Below are 15,706 nucleotides of genomic sequence, written 5' to 3'. Positions count from 1 at the left end.
CGGTGGCGCGGCTCGTACCGTCACGGTCATGGAGCCGATGGTCCAGCTGATGGACGTACGCAAGGAGTACGGCGAGACCGCCGCGCTCGCCGGGGTGAGCCTCGACATCCAGGCCGGTCAGGCCGTCGCGGTGATGGGCCCGTCGGGGTCGGGCAAGTCGACCCTCCTCAACATGATCGCCGGTTTGGACCGGCCCACCTCCGGCACCGTGGTGGTGCGCGGGGAGGACATCACGGACATGGGCGAGGCCGAGCTGGCCCGGTACCGGCGCCGCCGCATCGGCATGGTCTTCCAGTTCTTCAACCTGCTCGACGACCTGCCGGTGCTGGAGAACGTGATGCTGGCCGCCCAGCTGCTCGGCACCGCGCGCAAGCAGGCGCAGGCCCGCGCGATGGAGCTGCTCGACGAGCTGGGCATCGCCGATCGCCGCAACGCCTACCCGGTGGTGCTGTCGGGCGGGGAACGGCAGCGGGTCGGCGTCGCCCGCGCGCTGATGAACCGGCCCGCCCTGCTGCTGGCCGACGAGCCGACGGGCGCGCTCGACTCGCGGGCCGGCGAACAGGTCATGGACCTGCTGCTGGACCTCAACCAGATCGGCCAGACCCTGCTCATCGTCACCCACGACGAGCGGCTGGCCACCCGGGTCGCCGACCGGGTCGTCGCGTTCGAGGACGGCCGCGTGGCCGCCGAGGTGACCCGGTGAGGGCGGTGTGGCAGGCCGCGCGGTTCGCGGTGCGGCGGCGCAGGCTGCAGACGACCATCATCACGCTGGTGCTGCTGGTGTCGACCGGGACGGTCGTGCTCGCGCTGGGCCTGCTCGCCACCGTGGACGGCCCGTACGACAAGGCGTTCGCGCGGCAGCACGGCGCACATCTGACGGTCTCCTACGACCCCGCGAAGGCGACGGCCGCGCAGGTCGCGGCGTCGGCGTCCCGGCCGGGCGTGACGGCGGCGGGCGGCCCGTACCGCTCGCAGGTCGTCAACATCCCGGAGGAGACCGACCGGTCGCGTCCGGGGCTGCTTCCGCCCGGCCCCTTCACGGTCACCGAGCGGACCGGCCGCGCCGGCGACCCGGTCGACCGCCTGACGCTCAGGAGCGGCCGCTGGGCCGGCGCGCCCGGCGAGATCGTGCTGGGCACCGACTACGCGCGGTTCCCGTTCGACCCGATCGGGAAAAAGGTGACCTTCGGCGACGGGCGGACCTTCACCATCGTCGGAATCGGCCGGTCGATCACCCGGTCCTCCCAGGCGTGGGTGGCGCCCGGCCAGCTGACCGCCCCGGACGGCCTCCAGATGCTCTACCGGCTCGCCGACCCGGCCGCCCCGGCCGGCACGGTCACCGCCGGGCTGCCGGCGACCGCGAGCCAGAGCTATCTCGTCTCCCGGCAGCAGGCCACCGAGGCCGGAACGACCGTCATCCCGTTCCTGATCGCGTTCGGGATCGCCGGGCTGCTCGTCGCGGTGCTCGTCATCGCCAACGTGGTCAGCGGCGCCGTCGTGTCGGGGTTCCGGCACATCGGCGTCCTCAAGTCCCTCGGCTTCACCCCCGCGCAGGTCACCGGCGTCTACCTGGTGATGATCGCGATACCCGGGGTGCTGGGAAGCCTGATCGGAATCGCCGCGGGCAACGTCCTGGCGGGGACGGTCACCACCACGCTGGGCGACTCGTTCGACCTGCCGACCGCCACCGGCGTCTCGCCCTGGGTGGACGTCCTGGCCTTCACGGGCGTGCTCGCGGTCGCCGTCGTCACCGCGCTGGTGCCGGCCGTCCGGGCCGGGCGGATCCCGACGGCGGTCGCGGTCAGCGCGGGCGCCGCGACGCGGCGGGGCCGGGCCCTGCGGGTGCAGCGGGCGCTGGCCCGGACGCGGCTGTCGCGCCCGGTCAGCCTGGGCCTGGGCCTGCCGTTCGCCCGGCCGGGCCGTACCGCGCTGACCGTCACCGCCGTCGCGTTCGGAGTGGCGGCGGTGACGTTCGCCGCCGGCCTCAACCGGTCCCTCAGCGCCTACCTCGCCGACGCGGAACTCACCGAGACCGTCCACGTCCTGGTCCCCGTCGACGGCGGCCGGCCGGTCTCACTGGCCGGGCGGCCCGGCACCGCCAAGGTCGCGGTCACGCGCTTCGAGCAGGTCCACGTGCCGGGGTTCGACCGGCCGGTGCAGGTCAAGGCCTACCAGGGGGACGTCACCGACCGGCACGGCTACCGGATGGTGCACGGCCGCTGGCTCGGCGGGCCGGGTGAGGCCGTCGTGGGCGACCCGTTCCTGAAGACCGGCGGCAAGAAGATCGGCGACACCGTCGTCGTGACCGCGGACGGCAGGAAGGCCGCACTGCGGATCGTCGGGACGGCGCTCGTGGACGGCGGCGACACCGTCCTCACGGACTGGGCGTCCCTCACCTCGCTCGTCGACCGCGGGAAGCCTGCGGCGTCCCCGGAACCCTCCGGCCCGCGCTCCGGCATGGTGACCTCTCTTCTGGAGGTCACCCTCACCCCCGGCACCTCCCCGGAGCACTACGCCGCCGCGCTCAGGGCGGACGGGGTCCCGGCCGAGCCGGCCGCCGAGGGCATCGAATCCGGCCAGGTGATCCTCCTCGGACTCCTCACCCTGCTGACCCTGGGACTGACCACGGTCGCCGGGCTCGGGGTGTTCAACACGGTGATCCTCAACACCCAGGACCGGGCGCGCGACTTCGGCGTCCTGAAATCGCTGGGCGCGACACCGCGGCAGGTCCTGACGGTCGTGCTCGCCTCCATGGCCGTGCTCGGCCTGGTCGGCGGACTCATCGGACTGCCGCTGGGGGTGGCCGCCCACCATGTGGTGCTGCCGGCCATGGCCGACACAGGCGGCCTGGTCCTCCCCTACGGCCTCATGGAGACCTTCCCCTGGCCGCTGATGCTCCTGTCCGTCCTGGCGGGGATCGCGATCGCCCTGCTCGGCGCCCTGATCCCGGCCGGCCGGGCGTCCCGGATCAAGACGGCGGCGGCCCTGCGCTCGGAGTGACCCGCCCACCCGGGGCAGAGGACCCCGGGTGGGCGGACGGAGGCGAGGGCGGGGCCGCCGCGGTGTGCGGCGTCCCCGCGGTCGTCGCCGGTCAGCGGGCGGGGGTGGCTCCCATCTTGTTCACCCACCCCTGGCTCTCGAAGGCCAGGTACTCACTGCCGGCCGGCTTGCCGGGGAGGGCGGTGTACTGGTCCTCGAAGTCGAGGAGTTGGGCGCTCTTACGGTCCACGACCAGCCGCACGCTGGTGCCCTGGGCGGTGATGGCCACGCCGGGCCTGCCCAGTCGGTCCTTGATCTGTCCGGTGACGCGGACGGACGGGGTGCGCGCCAGGATCCGGTAGAGGGCCGCTCGGGTGCCGGGGGTGGTCGGGGCCATGAACAGGTCCCAGGCGCTGACGAAGACGTACTGGCCGAAGTCGGCCGGGGCGGTGTAGCCGTTCGCGCCGCCCCGGCGGTCCTGCCGCCACAGCTTGCGCAGGTGGCTCTCCAGGGCGGTCTCGGTCGCCGGCAGCTTCGCGATCGTCTTCCATTCGATCTCGTGGGACCCGATGGTGGGGTTCACCAGGTGCGAGCGCTTGCCGTAGGTGACCGTGAGCGGTTTCGAGGCGGTCGTGCCGCCGTTGACGTCGAGCGGGGGCGATCCCGCCGCCTTCCAGGCGGCCTCGTCCTTCTTCGTGGGGAAGGTGACCTCGATGTCCAGCGGTCCGTGTGAACGGAAGCGCATGCCGGTCCCGCCTCCAGCGCACGCCCAGTCCTCGGCGCTGCTCGCGGTCCGCGCCTGGAACCTTTGGGGCTCGCCCAGGGGCGTCGGTACGCCCGGGCCGGGCTTGAAGGGCATGATGTCCTGCCACGTGCGGGTCCGTTTGTACCAGCAGTCCCCGCGGGTGTCGGGCTGCTTGGCGGCCGTCTTCGCGCTGGCCAGCAGGAATGCGCGGGTATCGATCGTGTCGTCATGTCCGGAGCCGGGGCCGGGGCCGTCTGAAGGCACGCCGGCGGTCAGCGCCGTGGCGGCCGCCGCCACGGCGGTCACGCCGGCGGCGAGAGCCAGCCGCCGGACCGGCCGTCGCGCGGGGACGATGCGCGGGTTCACGGCACCGGCGCGCGCACGGACCTGCGCCACGCCGGGGCGCCGCGCGTAGGCGTCGTCGGCCAGTTCCGCGACCGCCGCGGGCTTCAGGGCGACGATCAGATCGTCGAGTTCGTCCTGCTTCATTGCTTCTCCTGGGTGACTCGCGGGCGCGGGGCGCGTCCATGCGCTCGCGCGGTGCCTTCCTGGGACGCCTCGATCGCCTTGGCCAGCCGCCGGCGCCCCCGGTGCAGCCGGACGACGAAGGCGGTGCGGGAGCAGCCCGCGACACGGGCCGCCTCCGCGGGGTCGAGCCCGTGCCAGGCGGTCAGGGTGACCGCTTCGGCCTCCTTGGCGGAAAGGGCCCGCAGGGCGGTCAGCGCCTGGTCGCGGGCTATGAGGTGGTCGGCGACGTCCCAGGCGTGCAGGTCGGCGTCGGTGCTGAGGCCGGCCAGCCGGTCGACCAGGCCGCGCGCCCTGCCCGCCGCGCCGTGCGACTGGCGGACCAGGTTCCCGGCCACGCCCAGCAGCCACGGCAGCGCCTGGTCGGGGATCTCGTCGATCTTCCGCCACGCGACGGTGAACACCTCGCCCGTCAGATCCTCGGCGGCCTGGGGGGCGGCCCGCAGCACGACGTAGCCGAAGACGTTGCGGTAGTACGCCTCGTAGAGGCGGGTGAATCGGGCCTCTTGCTCGTCCACGCCACCTCCTCTCTTCTCGGAGCCGGTACGCCGAGAAGTCCGAGAAGGGCACGGCGGATTACCTCGCGGGCCCGGAAATCCTTCGGCGATCGCGCCACGGCGACGGGCGCGCGGCGTCCTGCCTGGACGGCCGGGTAGGCGCGCATTGCCTCAAGGCTGACCGTCCACGATGGATGCGCCGGCGCTCGATGGCCGGCAGGACGGCGATTGGCGCTTCAAGGAGTGGCGTGTGCGTGACCCTGACGGCGGCGGTGGGCCTGCTCGCGGCGGCCCCGTTCAGCGCGAGCGGCCAGGCCGCCTCCGCCACCGGTGGCTCGGTGAACCGGTCAGCGGCCCCGCCGGAAGCGGCGGCCGGGAGCGTCCCGTCCGGTGTGTCGGCGGCGCCCCCCGTGTACCGCGTCAAGGTGGCCCAGTGGGCGAAACCCCATCTCAACATCCGGGATCACCCGGGCTGGCCGGGCGGCCGGCCCGGAAATATCATCGGGGCGAAGCGTCCGGGAGACGGCGCCATGGCCCTCTGCGCGGCCGAGGGCGCCACGATCACCGCCTTCAAGGGCAGGACCGGCTCGACCTGGGTCAAGATCGACCTAGGTGGGGAGCGCACCGCCTGGCTGTGGGACCCCGGGCTCAACCCCCACGAAGTCATCCGCCCGTGCCTCTGCGGGTGCCCGAGGATCAAGACCGACCGCGGCGGGGACGGCAAGACCTGCGGCTGCCGGGCTCGCGAGGAGGGTCGATGAACCCCTGGCGAACCGGGGCCGGAATGGTCGCGGCGCTGGCGCTGGCGCTGTCGGCCGTGGCGGCGCCCTCGGCCGCGGTCGCCGACTCTCCGGCCCGCGCTCGCGCGGACCAGGTCACCGTCGGCGACTGGGCCAGGCCCTGCACGTGCGGGAAGATCCGGGGGCTCCGGGCGTCCCGCCGGGCAGGATCATCGGCTCGATCATGCCGCCCGCGGAGGCCAGCGCCCTGTGCCACATCACCGACGGCTCGCAGATGACCTCCTGGGGCCGGACCAGGTCGGACTGGGTCAAGATCCGGTACGGCTGGGAGGGGCACGCCTGGCTGTGGGGCGGCGGCCTCGACCCCTACTCGCTCCGCGAGTGCTGAGCACCACCGGCCAGGGGCCGGATCGCGTCCCTCCCTCCTGCCCCTCCTCCGCACCGGACCCCGAGGCGCTGACCTGTGGAGACGCGCCTCGGGGAGCGGCGGGCGGCTAGGCGTTGTCCGGTGCGCGGGGCAGTCGCAGGGTGAACGTCGCGCCTTGGCCCGGCTCGCTGCGCACCGCGGCGGAGCCTCCGTGCGCCTCGGCCAGCTGCCGCACGATGGCCAGGCCCAGTCCGCTGCCGCCGGTCTGCCGGCTGCGCGACTTCTCGGCCCGCCAGAACCGGTCGAAGAGGTGCGGCAGGTGCTCGGGCGCGATGCCCGGCCCGGTGTCGGCGACCTCGATCAGCACGTCGTCGCCGTCGGCGTGCGCGCTCAGGCCCACCCGTCCGCCGGCCGGCGTGTAGCGGACCGCGTTGGCGAGCAGGTTGCCGACCGCCTGCCGCAGCCGTACCGGATCGGCGTCCAGGTGCGGCCGACCGGTCACCTCGGCGGTCAGCACCAGCTCGGCGGCCTCGGCCGCGGCCCGGTAGACGGTCGCGATCTGCTCGACCAGATCGGCCACGTCGACCGGCTCGGGGTGCAGCCGCAGCTTGCCCACGTCGGCGAGCGCGAGTTGCTGGAGGTCGTCGACGATGTGCTGCAGCAACGTGGCCTCCTCGACCAGCGAAGCGGTCAGCGCCGGGCCCAGGTCGGCCACGCCGTCCTGGGCGGCCTCCAGCCAGCCCCGGATGTTGCTCAGCGGCGTGCGCAGCTCGTGCGACACGTCGCTGACCATCGCCTTGCGCTGCCGCTCCATGCGGTCCAGGTGCTCGGACATCTCGTTGAACGCGGCGCCCAGCTCGCCGACCTCGCCCTTGGCGCGCATCGCGACCCGCGCCGAGCCGTCGCCGGCCCGCATCCGCCGGGCCGCCGCGGTCACCGCCCGCACCGGCCGCGCCAGCCGGGTGGCGACGAGGACGCTGATCCCGACCGCCAGGACGAGGATCACCGCGGTGACCCCCGCGATGCCGTACGGGTCGATGGCGGGCGTGCGGTCCTCCGACGAGCCGATGTAGAGCAGCGCGGCCGGCGCGACGTAGGACTTCAGCTGGGTGCGGCGCGCGGTGGCCAGGCACTCGGCGGCCGACGCCGGAGCGGCCGGCGTGCCGGTCTCGTCCAGCCACACGTCGACCTGGCTTCCGCGGCACTGCCGGACCAGGGCGGCGAGCTGGGTGAGCGCGCGCTTCTCGGTCGTGGTCGGCCCGGGTGCGTCCGGCGAGCACGACGCGGGCGGCACCGCGGGCTCCGGCTCCGCGGTGGGCCGGTCCGCCGGCCTGCCGCCGGGCGCGCCGGTCTGCGCGCCGGGCGCCCGGGTCGGCACGCCGGGCGGCGCGTCGGGCGTGTTCCCCGGCTGCTGCGGCTTCTCCCCGGGCTCGGCCGACGAGGAAGGTCTCGGCGTCGGCGGGACCTCGGCCGACGGCGTCTCGGCGACTTCGGCGAGCCGAAACGCTCCGCCACCGGACGGTCGCGCAAGCGCCGCTCGCGGCGTGGAAGGAGCGTGTCCGGAAGGCGCGCCGACAGGCGCGCCCGGAGGGTTCGTGCCCGGTGCCGGGCTGGTCGGACCGCCCTCGCGGCGGAGGTACGGGCGGCCGCCGGGCCCGACGACGACCGTGGCGCGCTGGCCCTCGCGGCGCAGGCACGCCGCCTGCGCGTCGACCTCCCGCCGCAGCCGCACCCGCTCGGGATCCGGCAGCCGGAACGGCCCGGCCGCACGCGCGTCGATCCGGTCGGTGGCCGCACCGGGCCCCAGCGAGACGTCGACGGCGAGCGGGTCGACGACGGCCGAGGGGCGCGCCGGCAGCGGCGGCCGGCCGGCCGCCGAGTCCGCGATCCGGGTGCCGTCCTCGGTCGCCAGCGCGACCCGCTGGTCGCTCTGCCGGGCCAGCCCGCGCACGGTCTCCCCGACGCCGTCCCAACGCGGATGGCTCGCCGCGTAGCCGAGCAGCGCGTCGTTGATCCGGGCGTCGCGGGCGAGCGTCCGGCCCTGCCGCTGCCGGATCTCGCCGGACGTGCTGCGCGCCGCCAGCCACGCGGTCGCCACGATCGAGCACACCGCGATCAGTACCGAGCTGGCGACCAGTCGCACGAGCAGGCTATGGCGCACGGTCGCCGACCAGCTTGTATCCGACGCCGTACACGGTGCACAGCCGGACCGGCCGCCGCGGCTGCGGCTCGATCTTCTTGCGCAGGTTCTTCACGTGCACATCGACGGTGCGCTCGGTGATGAAGCGGTCGAAGCCGTGCAGGTGCTCCAGGAGCTGCACCCGGGTGAGCACCCGGCCCGGCCGCTCGGCCAGCGCCTCCAGGAGGCGGAACTCCGCGGGCGTGCACTCGACCTCGCGCCCGTCCGCGAGGACCGTGTGCCGTTCGGGGTCCACCGTGATGCCGCCGACCCGGTACACCTGCTCGCCGCTCCCCCGCCCGGTCCGCCGCAGCAGCGTGCGCACCCGGGCCATCAGCTCGCGCGGGCTGTAGGGCTTGGTGACGTAGTCGTCGGCGCCGAGGTCGAGGCCGCGCAGCAGGTCGTCCTCCGTCGAGCGGGCGGTCAGCATGAGCACCGGGACGTCGGACTCGGCGCGCAGCCCGCGGCACACGTCGAGGCCGTCGACCCCCGGCATCATCACGTCCAGCAGCACGATGTCGGGGCGGCGCGCGCGAGCCTCGTCGATCGCGGCCCGCCCGTCGTGGACGACGACCACGGAGTGCCCCTCGCGCTGGAGGTAGAGGCGCAGCAGCTCCGCCTGTTTGGGGTCGTCCTCCGCGACCAGGACATTCGCGCACATGGGGCCTGAGCGTAGCCAAGCCGATCCCGGCACCACGGGATCATCACATCGGCCTCACAGGTTCTTCACACTCCTCGGCCAGCATCTCGCGGCATGCGCCAAGTCAAGATCCACACCGGCGTCCTGCTCGCCGCCGGCCTGATCACCGGGCTGGCCGGCTGCGGCTCGTCGGACAACCGCAGATCAGGGGACGGCCCGCCCGATGCGGACCGACCGGCGGCCGCCGCCGAGCCACAGCGGTCAGGGCGGCAGCCGCAGGGCGCCGAGATAGCGACCGTGCAGGGCCGCCGGATCGCCGTGCACAAGCAGAAGGGCGACGGCGCGACTTGGAAGACGCTGTCCAGCCCCAACGAGATGGGCGCCACCCGGGTCTTCCTCGTCGCCGCCAAGGACGGCGAGTGGCTCAAGGTGCTGCTGCCGATCCGGCCGAACGGCAGCACCGGCTGGGTCAGGGCGTCCGACGTGAAGCTGTCGTCGACGCCCCACCGCGTGGAGATCGACCCGAAGGCGTTCACGTTCACCGTCTTCGACGGCGACAAGGTGGCGCGCACCGGCAAGGTCGCCACCGGCGAGGGCGGCACCCCGACCCCGGCCGGTCGCTTCTACTTCACCGAGCTGGTCCGACCGCCGAACCCCAACGGTGACTACGGCGCGTACGCCTTCGGGCTGAGCGGTTTCTCGCCGACGCTGAAGACGTTCGCCGGCGGCCCAGGACAGCTCGCCGTGCACGGCACGAACAAGGCGTCGGCGCTGGGCGGCAAGGTCAGCCACGGCTGCGTGCGGGTCGGCAACGACGACATCACCTGGATGGCCAAGAACCTGGCGATCGGCACGCCTGTCGTCGTCAAGAAGTGAAACAACACCGAAAGGAACATCGATGCATCTGAAGTCCCTCATCGCGGCCGTCGCGCTGGGCGTCGGCCTGGCCGGCACCGGGATGGCCGCCGCCGAGGCCGCCACCGCCACCCCCCACCCGACCACCTCACCCGGCGTCCCGACCCCGCCCCAGCACCCCGGCGCCTCGAACCCGCCCCAGCACCCCGGCTCTCCGGCGCCCCAGCGCCCCGGCGTCCCGACCCCGTCCCAGCGCCCCGGCGGCAACCTGCCGATGCCCAGCGAGCCGCCGACCGCCATGCCCCCCGGCAATGCCATCCCCAGGGTGCCGAACTACACCGGCTGACCGTGACCGCAGGCCCGCACGTCTCCCGTCGTGCGGGCCTGCCGCCGTAGAAGCGCCGCGACGGCCCTGTGCCGGTGTTCTCAGATGAACTCCAGGGGGCGGACGGTGTAGTCGGACGGGATGTCGTCGTGCATGGCCTCGACGGGGCGGTCGGGGGCGGTCTCCTCCAGGAGGGCGGCGCGGCGGACGCGGTCGGTGCGGAAGATGCGGCTTCCGTCTCGCATGCGGCACCAGGCGGTCAGGTACCAGCCGTTGCCGGACGCGGTGAACGTGACGGGCTCCACGTCGCGTTCGGTCTCGGTGCCCGTCCGGTCGACGTAGGTGAGGCGGACCACCCGGCGGGTCCGGATGGCCTCCTCCAGCACGGCCGGCACGGACGCCGGATCGTCGACCTCGGCGGGGGTCAGGAAGCGGACGCGCTGGGCCAGTTCGCGGGCCGAGGCACTGTCGGCGGCCGACATCGCGGCGACGATCTTGTGCAGGGCGGTGCGGGCGGCCCGGGAGTAGGGCGAGCCGCCGGCCCGGGACAGGGTGATCGCGAGGGCCACCGCCTCGGCGGGGGTGAAGTTCAGCGGCGGCAGCGTCCGGCTCTTGTCGAGGGTGTAGCCGCCTCCGCGGCCCACGTCCGCGAAGATCGGCACACCGGCCTGCTGGAGCGCGCCGATGTCGCGCTCGATCGTGCGGACGCTCACCTCGTACCGCGCGGCCAGTTCCCGCGCGCTGACCCGGCGCGGGGCGCACGCGCGCAACTCCTCCACCAAGGCGTACAAGCGGTCGGTGCGGTTCACGCGCCGACCGTACGCGCCGGCTCCGACAGTCAGAGGGCGCGGAGGAAGCCGATCACGGCGTCGTTGACCTCGGCGGGGCGTTCCTGCTGCGTCCAGTGGCCGCATCCGGACAGCCAGACGGTGTCGCGCAGGTTCGGCACGAAGTCGCGCATGGAGGCGATCGTGTCGCGGGCGCCGATGGCGACGAGGTCGCGGTCGCCCGCGATGTAGAGGGCGGGCGGGCCGATGGGGGCGCGGTGCCAGGCGGCCGTGAGTTCCCAGTTGCGGTCGAGGTTGCGGTACCAGTTGACGGGGCCGGTGAAGCCGCTCTCGGCGTACTCCTCGACGTAGGCGGCGATGTCCTCGGCGGTGAGCCAGCCGGGCAGCTTCTCCGGCTCGGGGAGGCCGTCGAGGAAGCCACCGCCCTCCGGGACGACCAGCGGCGGGCACGGGCCGTCGCCGGACACCCCGTACAGCATGCGGCGGAAGGTGGCAGCCCGGTCGCGGTCGAGTTCGGTCTCCGGGACGTCCGGCTGCTGGAAGTGCACCATGTAGAAGCCGTCGCCGAAGAGGCGGCGCATGGACTCCACGGGCGGCCCGCTGCTGCGCGGACGGTGCGGAACCGACATGCCGACCACGCCGCGCACCCTGTCGGGGCGCATCTGGGCCACGGCCCAGGCGACGGGGGCGCCCCAGTCGTGGCCGACCACGACGGCGCGGTCCGCGCCGAGCGGGCCGATGAGCCCGACCGCGTCCGCGGCCAGGTGCAGGATCGTGTACCGGCCGGCGTCCGCGGGGCCGCCCGTGCGGGCGTAGCCGCGCTGGTCGGGCGCGACGGCGTGGAACCCGGCCTCGGCGAGCGCGGTGAGCTGGTGCCGCCAGGAGTACCAGCATTCGGGGAAGCCGTGCAGGAGGAGCACGAGGGGTCCTTCGCCCGCCTCGGCGACGTGCATGCGCAGCCCGCTGTCCGACCGGACGAAGCGGTGCCTGATCTCGGTCATCTGGAACCCTTCGGGTGGCGCGGGCCGGTCCGTCCAACGCTATCCCCCGCCGGACGGCATTCTTGATCACAAAAACGGGACATCGGCTGGAACGGTCCCAACGCATGCGCCCGCACCTGCGACACTGCTCGGCCAGATCGAACGCGCGGACGAACCCGCACACCGGCGAGGAGTGGAACACGGATGTACGACGGCAGCCACACGGGCGGGCACACGGGCGGGCAGGCGCAGGCGGGCCCCACGCCCGGGCACCTTCCGGCGGTGGGCGCGGGCAACACCCTCACCCTCAACTACCGGGACGCACAGGGCGAGGAGGTCTATCTCTCCAAGATCTCCGGGCCCGGGCTCCCGAGTCCCTTCTGGCAGGCGTGGGAGGAGCTCCAGCGGCTCGGGATCCCCGCCGAGAACGTGACGGCGGCCTTCTCCGAGATCGAGCCGTGCCGTCTTCCCGGGTGCTACTGCGACCCGCTCCTGCGCGACTTCGCCTTCCCTCACGCCGAGATCTCGTTCGGGCGGCCCTACGGCGCCACCGCGCGGGAACGGGCCGCCGCGGTCGCGGCCAACTCGGAGCAGGCGGCGGCGCTCGCCCGGATGATGGGCCAGTCCGCGCCGCCCGGGGCATCGCCCGTCCCGCCGCCCGCGGGCGCGCCGCCGGCGCCGCCGCTGGATCCCGCGCAGCTCGCGCAGGTGCTGGCATCGGCGTTCGGCCCCGCGCAGGTGCGCCGCTACCAGGCCGACGACCTGCAGCGGATCGGGGTGCCACCGGCACAGGCGGCCGTGCTGGAGGTGGCCGGGCTCCCCGCGCAGCTCCCGCACATCTTCCAGGCGTGGACGGCCCGGCCAATGCCGGAGCAGCTCGGCATCCGCCGCAGCCCGCTCCCGGAGGACAGGCTGCACGAGTTCGCCTCGCTCGTCAGCCTCGGCGGGGACGGTCACTGCATGATCGGCCTGCTGATCTCCGGTCCTCCGCACGTGCTGGGCGGGGTGTGGGCGGTGGACCCCGTCCTCGGGACGACCCGGTTCGTCAACAGCGGCCCGGGGGAGCTCGCCCGCTCGCTGGCGCTGCTGTCGCACGGACGGCGGCGTATGCGGGGCAGGGACGCCCATGGGGCCGGAGAGATCGTCGAGCGGATCCAGGCACAGCTCGCCTCCGTCGACCCGGCCGCCTTCCACGGGGAGGACCGCTGGTGGTCCCTCGTCGTCGAGCAGATGTGGAACGGGCTGTTGTGACCCGGCCGGTCTGAACCGATCCATACCGTCCGGTGGTGGATTGTGTGCGCGGGCCACATGGGAGGGCGGGGCCGCGCTCCATAGGTTCTGCGCATGACGAGCGTGACACCGCGGGCGACCGCGGGGACTTCGGGGACGCTGGATCTGTCGGGCAGGCGCGCCCTGGTCACCGGAGGCGCGAGCGGCATCGGCCGCGCCTGCGCCCGGCGGCTCGCGGCGGCGGGCGCCGAGGTGGTGGTGGCCGACATAGACGGGGACGCGGCGGAGCGGACCGCGGCCGAGATCGGCGGTGTCCCCCTGCTGGCCGATCTGGCCGACGTGGACGCGCTCGGCGGCCTGGCCTCCGGCACGGACATCCTGGTCAACAACGCCGGGATCCAGTACGTGGCGCCGCTCCAGGACTTCCCGCCGGAGACGTTCGGGCGGATCCTGCGGTTGATGGTGGAAGCGCCGTTCCGGCTGGTGCGGGACGCGCTGCCCGGCATGTACGAGCGCGGCTGGGGTCGCATCGTCAACATCTCGTCCGTGCACGGGTTGCGGGCCTCGCCGTACAAGTCGGCCTACGTGACGGCCAAGCACGGCCTTGAGGGACTGTCCAAGGTGATCGCGCTGGAGGGCGCCCCGCACGGCGTGACGTCCAACTGCGTCAACCCCGCCTACGTCCGGACCCCGCTGGTGGAGAACCAGATCGCCGACCAGGCGCGCACGCACGGCATGCCCGAGGACGAGGTCGTCGAGCGGATCATGCTCGACCACGCCGCCGTGAAGCGGCTGATCGAGCCGGACGAGGTGGCGGAACTCGTCGCCTATCTGTGCTCGCCGCCCGCCTCGATGGTGACCGGCGCCTCCCTGGCACTCGACGGCGGCTGGACGGCGCACTAAGAATGAGCCGTATGACCTGCGGCGTCTTCCTCGAACTGCTGGCCCGGGAGGCCTCCCCCGTCGAGTTCGAGGGCCCCCTCGTGCAGGCGCGGGCGGAGGGCGCGCCTCCGGCCGTCCTGGAGGAACTGGAGGCGACGAAGCTCGCCGCGCTGCGGGTCCGGACGATCATGCGGCGGCACGCCCGCCGGGAGAACGAGCTGGCGGCGCTGTTCGACACCGCGGGCGACCTCGCCGGGCTGCGCGACCTCGACGCGGTGCTGGAGGCGATCACCCGCCGCGCACGGCGGCTGCTGAACGCCGACATCGCCTACCTCACGCTGAACGACGACGCGCGCGGCGACACCTACATGCGGGTGACCGACGGGTCTGTGTCGGCGGCGTTCCGGCGGCTGAGGCTGCCGATGGGCACCGGTCTGGTCGGCCTGGTCGCGCAGACCGCGATGCCCTACAACAGCGACCACTACCTGGTGGACGCCCAGTTCGAGCACCGGGGGTTCATCGACGACGCGGTCGCCGAGGAGGGCCTGGTCGCCATCCTCGGCGTGCCGATGCGGCTGGGCAGCCGGGTCATCGGCGTGCTGACCGCCGCGAACCGCAGCGAGCGCCCGTTCGACCAGGAGGAGGTGGCGCTGCTCGGCTCGCTCGCCGCGCACGCCGCGATCGCCATCGACAACGCCCGCCTCCTGGAGGAGACCCGTACCGCTCTGACCGAGCTGAGCGCCGCCAACGAAGAGGTCAAGGCGCGCAGCGCGGCCGTGGAGCGGGCGGCGCGCGCGCACGACCGGATGACCGCCGTGGTGGTTCGGGGCGGCGGCGTGGAAGACGTCGGCGCCGTGGTGACCGAGTTGCTGGGCGGCACCCTGCACGTCCTGGACGCCGACGGCCGGCGACTCGCGACGACCGGCGCCGCGGCGGACCCCCTCGGCGACGACGAACTGGGCGGGGTCTCCGCCTCGGCCCACTCCGCACGCGCGCAGGGGCGCACGGTCAGGCGCGGCGATCTGTGGATCGCCTCGGTCTCCACCGGCGACGAGATGCTCGGCACGCTGGTGCTGCGCACCGCCGACGAGGTGGACGACGCCGACCAGCGGATCCTGGAGCGCGCGGCGCTCGTGACCGCGCTGCTGCTGCTGTTCCAGCGGAGCGCCACCGAGGCCGAGGGGCGGGTGCGCGGCGAGCTGCTGGACGACCTGCTGTCCGGCCGCCGGGCGGGCGCGGAGGCGCTGACGGCGCGGGCGCGGCGCGTCGGCGTCGATCTGAGCGCTCCGCACGTGGTGCTGTGCGCCAGGTACGACTCCCGCGAGCACCGGCCCCGCGCGGCCTTCTGGGCGTCGTCGTTCGCGGCGATGGGGCACGGCCTGGCCGCCTCGCGTGCGGAGGAGATCGTCCTGCTGCTGCCGGGCGACCGGCCGGGCGACGCGGCGCGCCGGGTCGCCAAGGAGCTCGGCGCCTCCCTCGGCGGGTCCGCCACGGTCGGCGCGGCCGGCCCGGTCCGCGGTCCGGGCGAGGTCGCCTCCGCCCACCGGGAGGCGCAGCGCTGCGCGGACGCGCTGCTGGCACTCGGGCGCCGCGGCGACGGCGCCGGCGCGTCCGAGCTGGGCTTCGTCGGCCTGCTCATCGGGGACGACCGCGACGTGACGGGCTTCCTCGGGAGCGCGCTCGGTCCCGTCCTCGACTACGACGAGCGGCGCGGCACGGCCCTCGTCCAGACGCTGGAGGCCTATTTCGGGACGGGCGGCAGCCTGTCGCGGACGGCCGAGCGCCTGCACATCCACGTCAACACCGTGAGCCAGCGCCTCGACCGCATCGCCCGCCTCCTCGGCGACGACTGGCAGGCCCCCGAGCGGGCCCTCGAACTCCAGCTCGCCCTGCGCCTGCACCGCCTCTCCCGCTGAGCACGCCGGAACGCGGCGCGCCGCCCCCTCGGGGACGGCGCGCCGCGCGCTCGGTTCG

At 74.2% G+C, this 15,706-nt stretch carries 15 protein-coding genes; 9 read left to right on the top strand and 6 right to left on the bottom strand.

All coding sequences use genetic code 11. The features are described from left to right. The first annotated feature begins 28 nt into the window (after window positions 1–28). Both AB0H37_RS04900 and AB0H37_RS04895 read left to right on the top strand, forming a co-directional pair. Entirely contained in the window at window positions 29–703 is a 675-nt protein-coding gene (locus tag AB0H37_RS04900; RefSeq protein ID WP_179836466.1) for an ABC transporter ATP-binding protein, read from the top strand. Next, window positions 700–3,000, top strand: a complete 2,301-nt coding sequence (locus AB0H37_RS04895) for an ABC transporter permease (protein WP_360611430.1) — start codon at window positions 700–702, stop codon at window positions 2,998–3,000. The genes AB0H37_RS04900 and AB0H37_RS04895 overlap by 4 nt, the downstream gene beginning before the upstream one ends. A gap of 91 nt (window positions 3,001–3,091) precedes the next feature. Here the strand turns inward: AB0H37_RS04895 and AB0H37_RS04890 are convergent, their stop codons facing one another. Both AB0H37_RS04890 and AB0H37_RS04885 read right to left on the bottom strand, forming a co-directional pair. Continuing rightward, complete coding sequence (locus AB0H37_RS04890; RefSeq protein ID WP_360611428.1) at window positions 3,092–4,213, bottom strand: CU044_5270 family protein; 1,122 nt, start codon at window positions 4,211–4,213, stop codon at window positions 3,092–3,094. Then, entirely contained in the window at window positions 4,210–4,767 is a 558-nt protein-coding gene (locus AB0H37_RS04885; protein ID WP_329087739.1) for a sigma-70 family RNA polymerase sigma factor, read from the bottom strand. Before AB0H37_RS04885 ends, AB0H37_RS04890 begins: the two co-directional genes overlap by 4 nt. Window positions 4,768–5,000: 233 nt before the next feature. Here AB0H37_RS04885 and AB0H37_RS04880 point away from each other — a divergent pair, with 233 nt between their 5' ends. Together AB0H37_RS04880 and AB0H37_RS04875 are read left to right on the top strand one after the other, a co-directional pair. Beyond that, a complete protein-coding gene (locus AB0H37_RS04880; protein WP_360611425.1) occupies window positions 5,001–5,507 on the top strand; it encodes a hypothetical protein in 507 nt (168 codons plus the stop codon). A gap of 145 nt (window positions 5,508–5,652) precedes the next feature. Then, window positions 5,653–5,874 (top strand): hypothetical protein, encoded by a 222-nt coding sequence (locus tag AB0H37_RS04875; RefSeq protein ID WP_360611424.1) that lies wholly within the window; start codon window positions 5,653–5,655, stop codon window positions 5,872–5,874. Between the two features lie 106 nt (window positions 5,875–5,980). Here the strand turns inward: AB0H37_RS04875 and AB0H37_RS04870 are convergent, their stop codons facing one another. Both AB0H37_RS04870 and AB0H37_RS04865 read right to left on the bottom strand, forming a co-directional pair. Next, complete coding sequence (locus tag AB0H37_RS04870; RefSeq protein ID WP_329087737.1) at window positions 5,981–7,996, bottom strand: ATP-binding protein; 2,016 nt, start codon at window positions 7,994–7,996, stop codon at window positions 5,981–5,983. Between the two features lie 7 nt (window positions 7,997–8,003). Then, on the bottom strand, window positions 8,004–8,693 hold the full coding sequence (locus tag AB0H37_RS04865) for a response regulator transcription factor (RefSeq protein ID WP_179836472.1): 690 nt from the start codon (window positions 8,691–8,693) through the stop codon (window positions 8,004–8,006). 93 nt (window positions 8,694–8,786) lie between these two features. On the opposite strand from AB0H37_RS04865, the gene AB0H37_RS04860 reads away from it, so the two are divergent. Then, window positions 8,787–9,548, top strand: a complete 762-nt coding sequence (locus AB0H37_RS04860; protein ID WP_360611421.1) for a L,D-transpeptidase — start codon at window positions 8,787–8,789, stop codon at window positions 9,546–9,548. 22 nt (window positions 9,549–9,570) lie between these two features. Beyond that, complete coding sequence (locus tag AB0H37_RS04855; protein WP_329087732.1) at window positions 9,571–9,873, top strand: hypothetical protein; 303 nt, start codon at window positions 9,571–9,573, stop codon at window positions 9,871–9,873. A gap of 80 nt (window positions 9,874–9,953) precedes the next feature. On the opposite strand, the gene AB0H37_RS04850 is transcribed toward AB0H37_RS04855, so the two are convergent. Next, window positions 9,954–10,661: a YafY family protein gene (locus AB0H37_RS04850; protein ID WP_179836475.1), complete on the bottom strand. Its 708-nt coding sequence runs from the start codon at window positions 10,659–10,661 to the stop codon at window positions 9,954–9,956. Window positions 10,662–10,690: 29 nt separating this feature from the next. After that, window positions 10,691–11,641, bottom strand: coding sequence for an alpha/beta hydrolase (locus AB0H37_RS04845; protein ID WP_360611419.1), 951 nt, complete (start codon window positions 11,639–11,641; stop codon window positions 10,691–10,693). Window positions 11,642–11,824: 183 nt separating this feature from the next. On the opposite strand from AB0H37_RS04845, the gene AB0H37_RS04840 reads away from it, so the two are divergent. The 3 genes from AB0H37_RS04840 (at window position 11,825) to AB0H37_RS04830 (ending at window position 15,648) form a co-directional block, all read left to right on the top strand. Beyond that, window positions 11,825–12,871, top strand: a complete 1,047-nt coding sequence (locus tag AB0H37_RS04840) for an SUKH-4 family immunity protein (RefSeq protein WP_360611417.1) — start codon at window positions 11,825–11,827, stop codon at window positions 12,869–12,871. 93 nt (window positions 12,872–12,964) lie between these two features. Beyond that, on the top strand, window positions 12,965–13,753 hold the full coding sequence (locus AB0H37_RS04835; protein ID WP_179836480.1) for a 3-hydroxybutyrate dehydrogenase: 789 nt from the start codon (window positions 12,965–12,967) through the stop codon (window positions 13,751–13,753). A gap of 11 nt (window positions 13,754–13,764) precedes the next feature. Further along, on the top strand, window positions 13,765–15,648 hold the full coding sequence (locus AB0H37_RS04830; RefSeq protein WP_360611415.1) for a helix-turn-helix domain-containing protein: 1,884 nt from the start codon (window positions 13,765–13,767) through the stop codon (window positions 15,646–15,648). Window positions 15,649–15,706: the final 58 nt, after the last annotated feature.

This window comes from Actinomadura sp. NPDC023710 (genome assembly GCF_040639875.1).
GTDB classification, from domain to species: domain Bacteria; phylum Actinomycetota; class Actinomycetes; order Streptosporangiales; family Streptosporangiaceae; genus Spirillospora; species Spirillospora citrea.
This window is presented reverse-complemented; position numbering and strand designations above follow the sequence as displayed.

What these genes read in the sequence shown, in the direction of transcription:
- AB0H37_RS04900 (WP_179836466.1), top strand. Translation starts at nt 29, where the DNA reads ATGGAGCCGATGGTCCAGCTGATGGACGTACGCAAGGAGTACGGCGAG.
- AB0H37_RS04890 (WP_360611428.1), bottom strand. Translation starts at nt 4,213, where the DNA reads ATGAAGCAGGACGAACTCGACGATCTGATCGTCGCCCTGAAGCCCGCG.
- AB0H37_RS04865 (WP_179836472.1), bottom strand. Translation starts at nt 8,693, where the DNA reads ATGTGCGCGAATGTCCTGGTCGCGGAGGACGACCCCAAACAGGCGGAG.
- AB0H37_RS04860 (WP_360611421.1), top strand. Translation starts at nt 8,787, where the DNA reads ATGCGCCAAGTCAAGATCCACACCGGCGTCCTGCTCGCCGCCGGCCTG.
- AB0H37_RS04855 (WP_329087732.1), top strand. Translation starts at nt 9,571, where the DNA reads ATGCATCTGAAGTCCCTCATCGCGGCCGTCGCGCTGGGCGTCGGCCTG.
- AB0H37_RS04845 (WP_360611419.1), bottom strand. Translation starts at nt 11,641, where the DNA reads ATGACCGAGATCAGGCACCGCTTCGTCCGGTCGGACAGCGGGCTGCGC.
- AB0H37_RS04840 (WP_360611417.1), top strand. Translation starts at nt 11,825, where the DNA reads ATGTACGACGGCAGCCACACGGGCGGGCACACGGGCGGGCAGGCGCAG.
- AB0H37_RS04835 (WP_179836480.1), top strand. Translation starts at nt 12,965, where the DNA reads ATGACGAGCGTGACACCGCGGGCGACCGCGGGGACTTCGGGGACGCTG.
- AB0H37_RS04830 (WP_360611415.1), top strand. Translation starts at nt 13,765, where the DNA reads ATGACCTGCGGCGTCTTCCTCGAACTGCTGGCCCGGGAGGCCTCCCCC.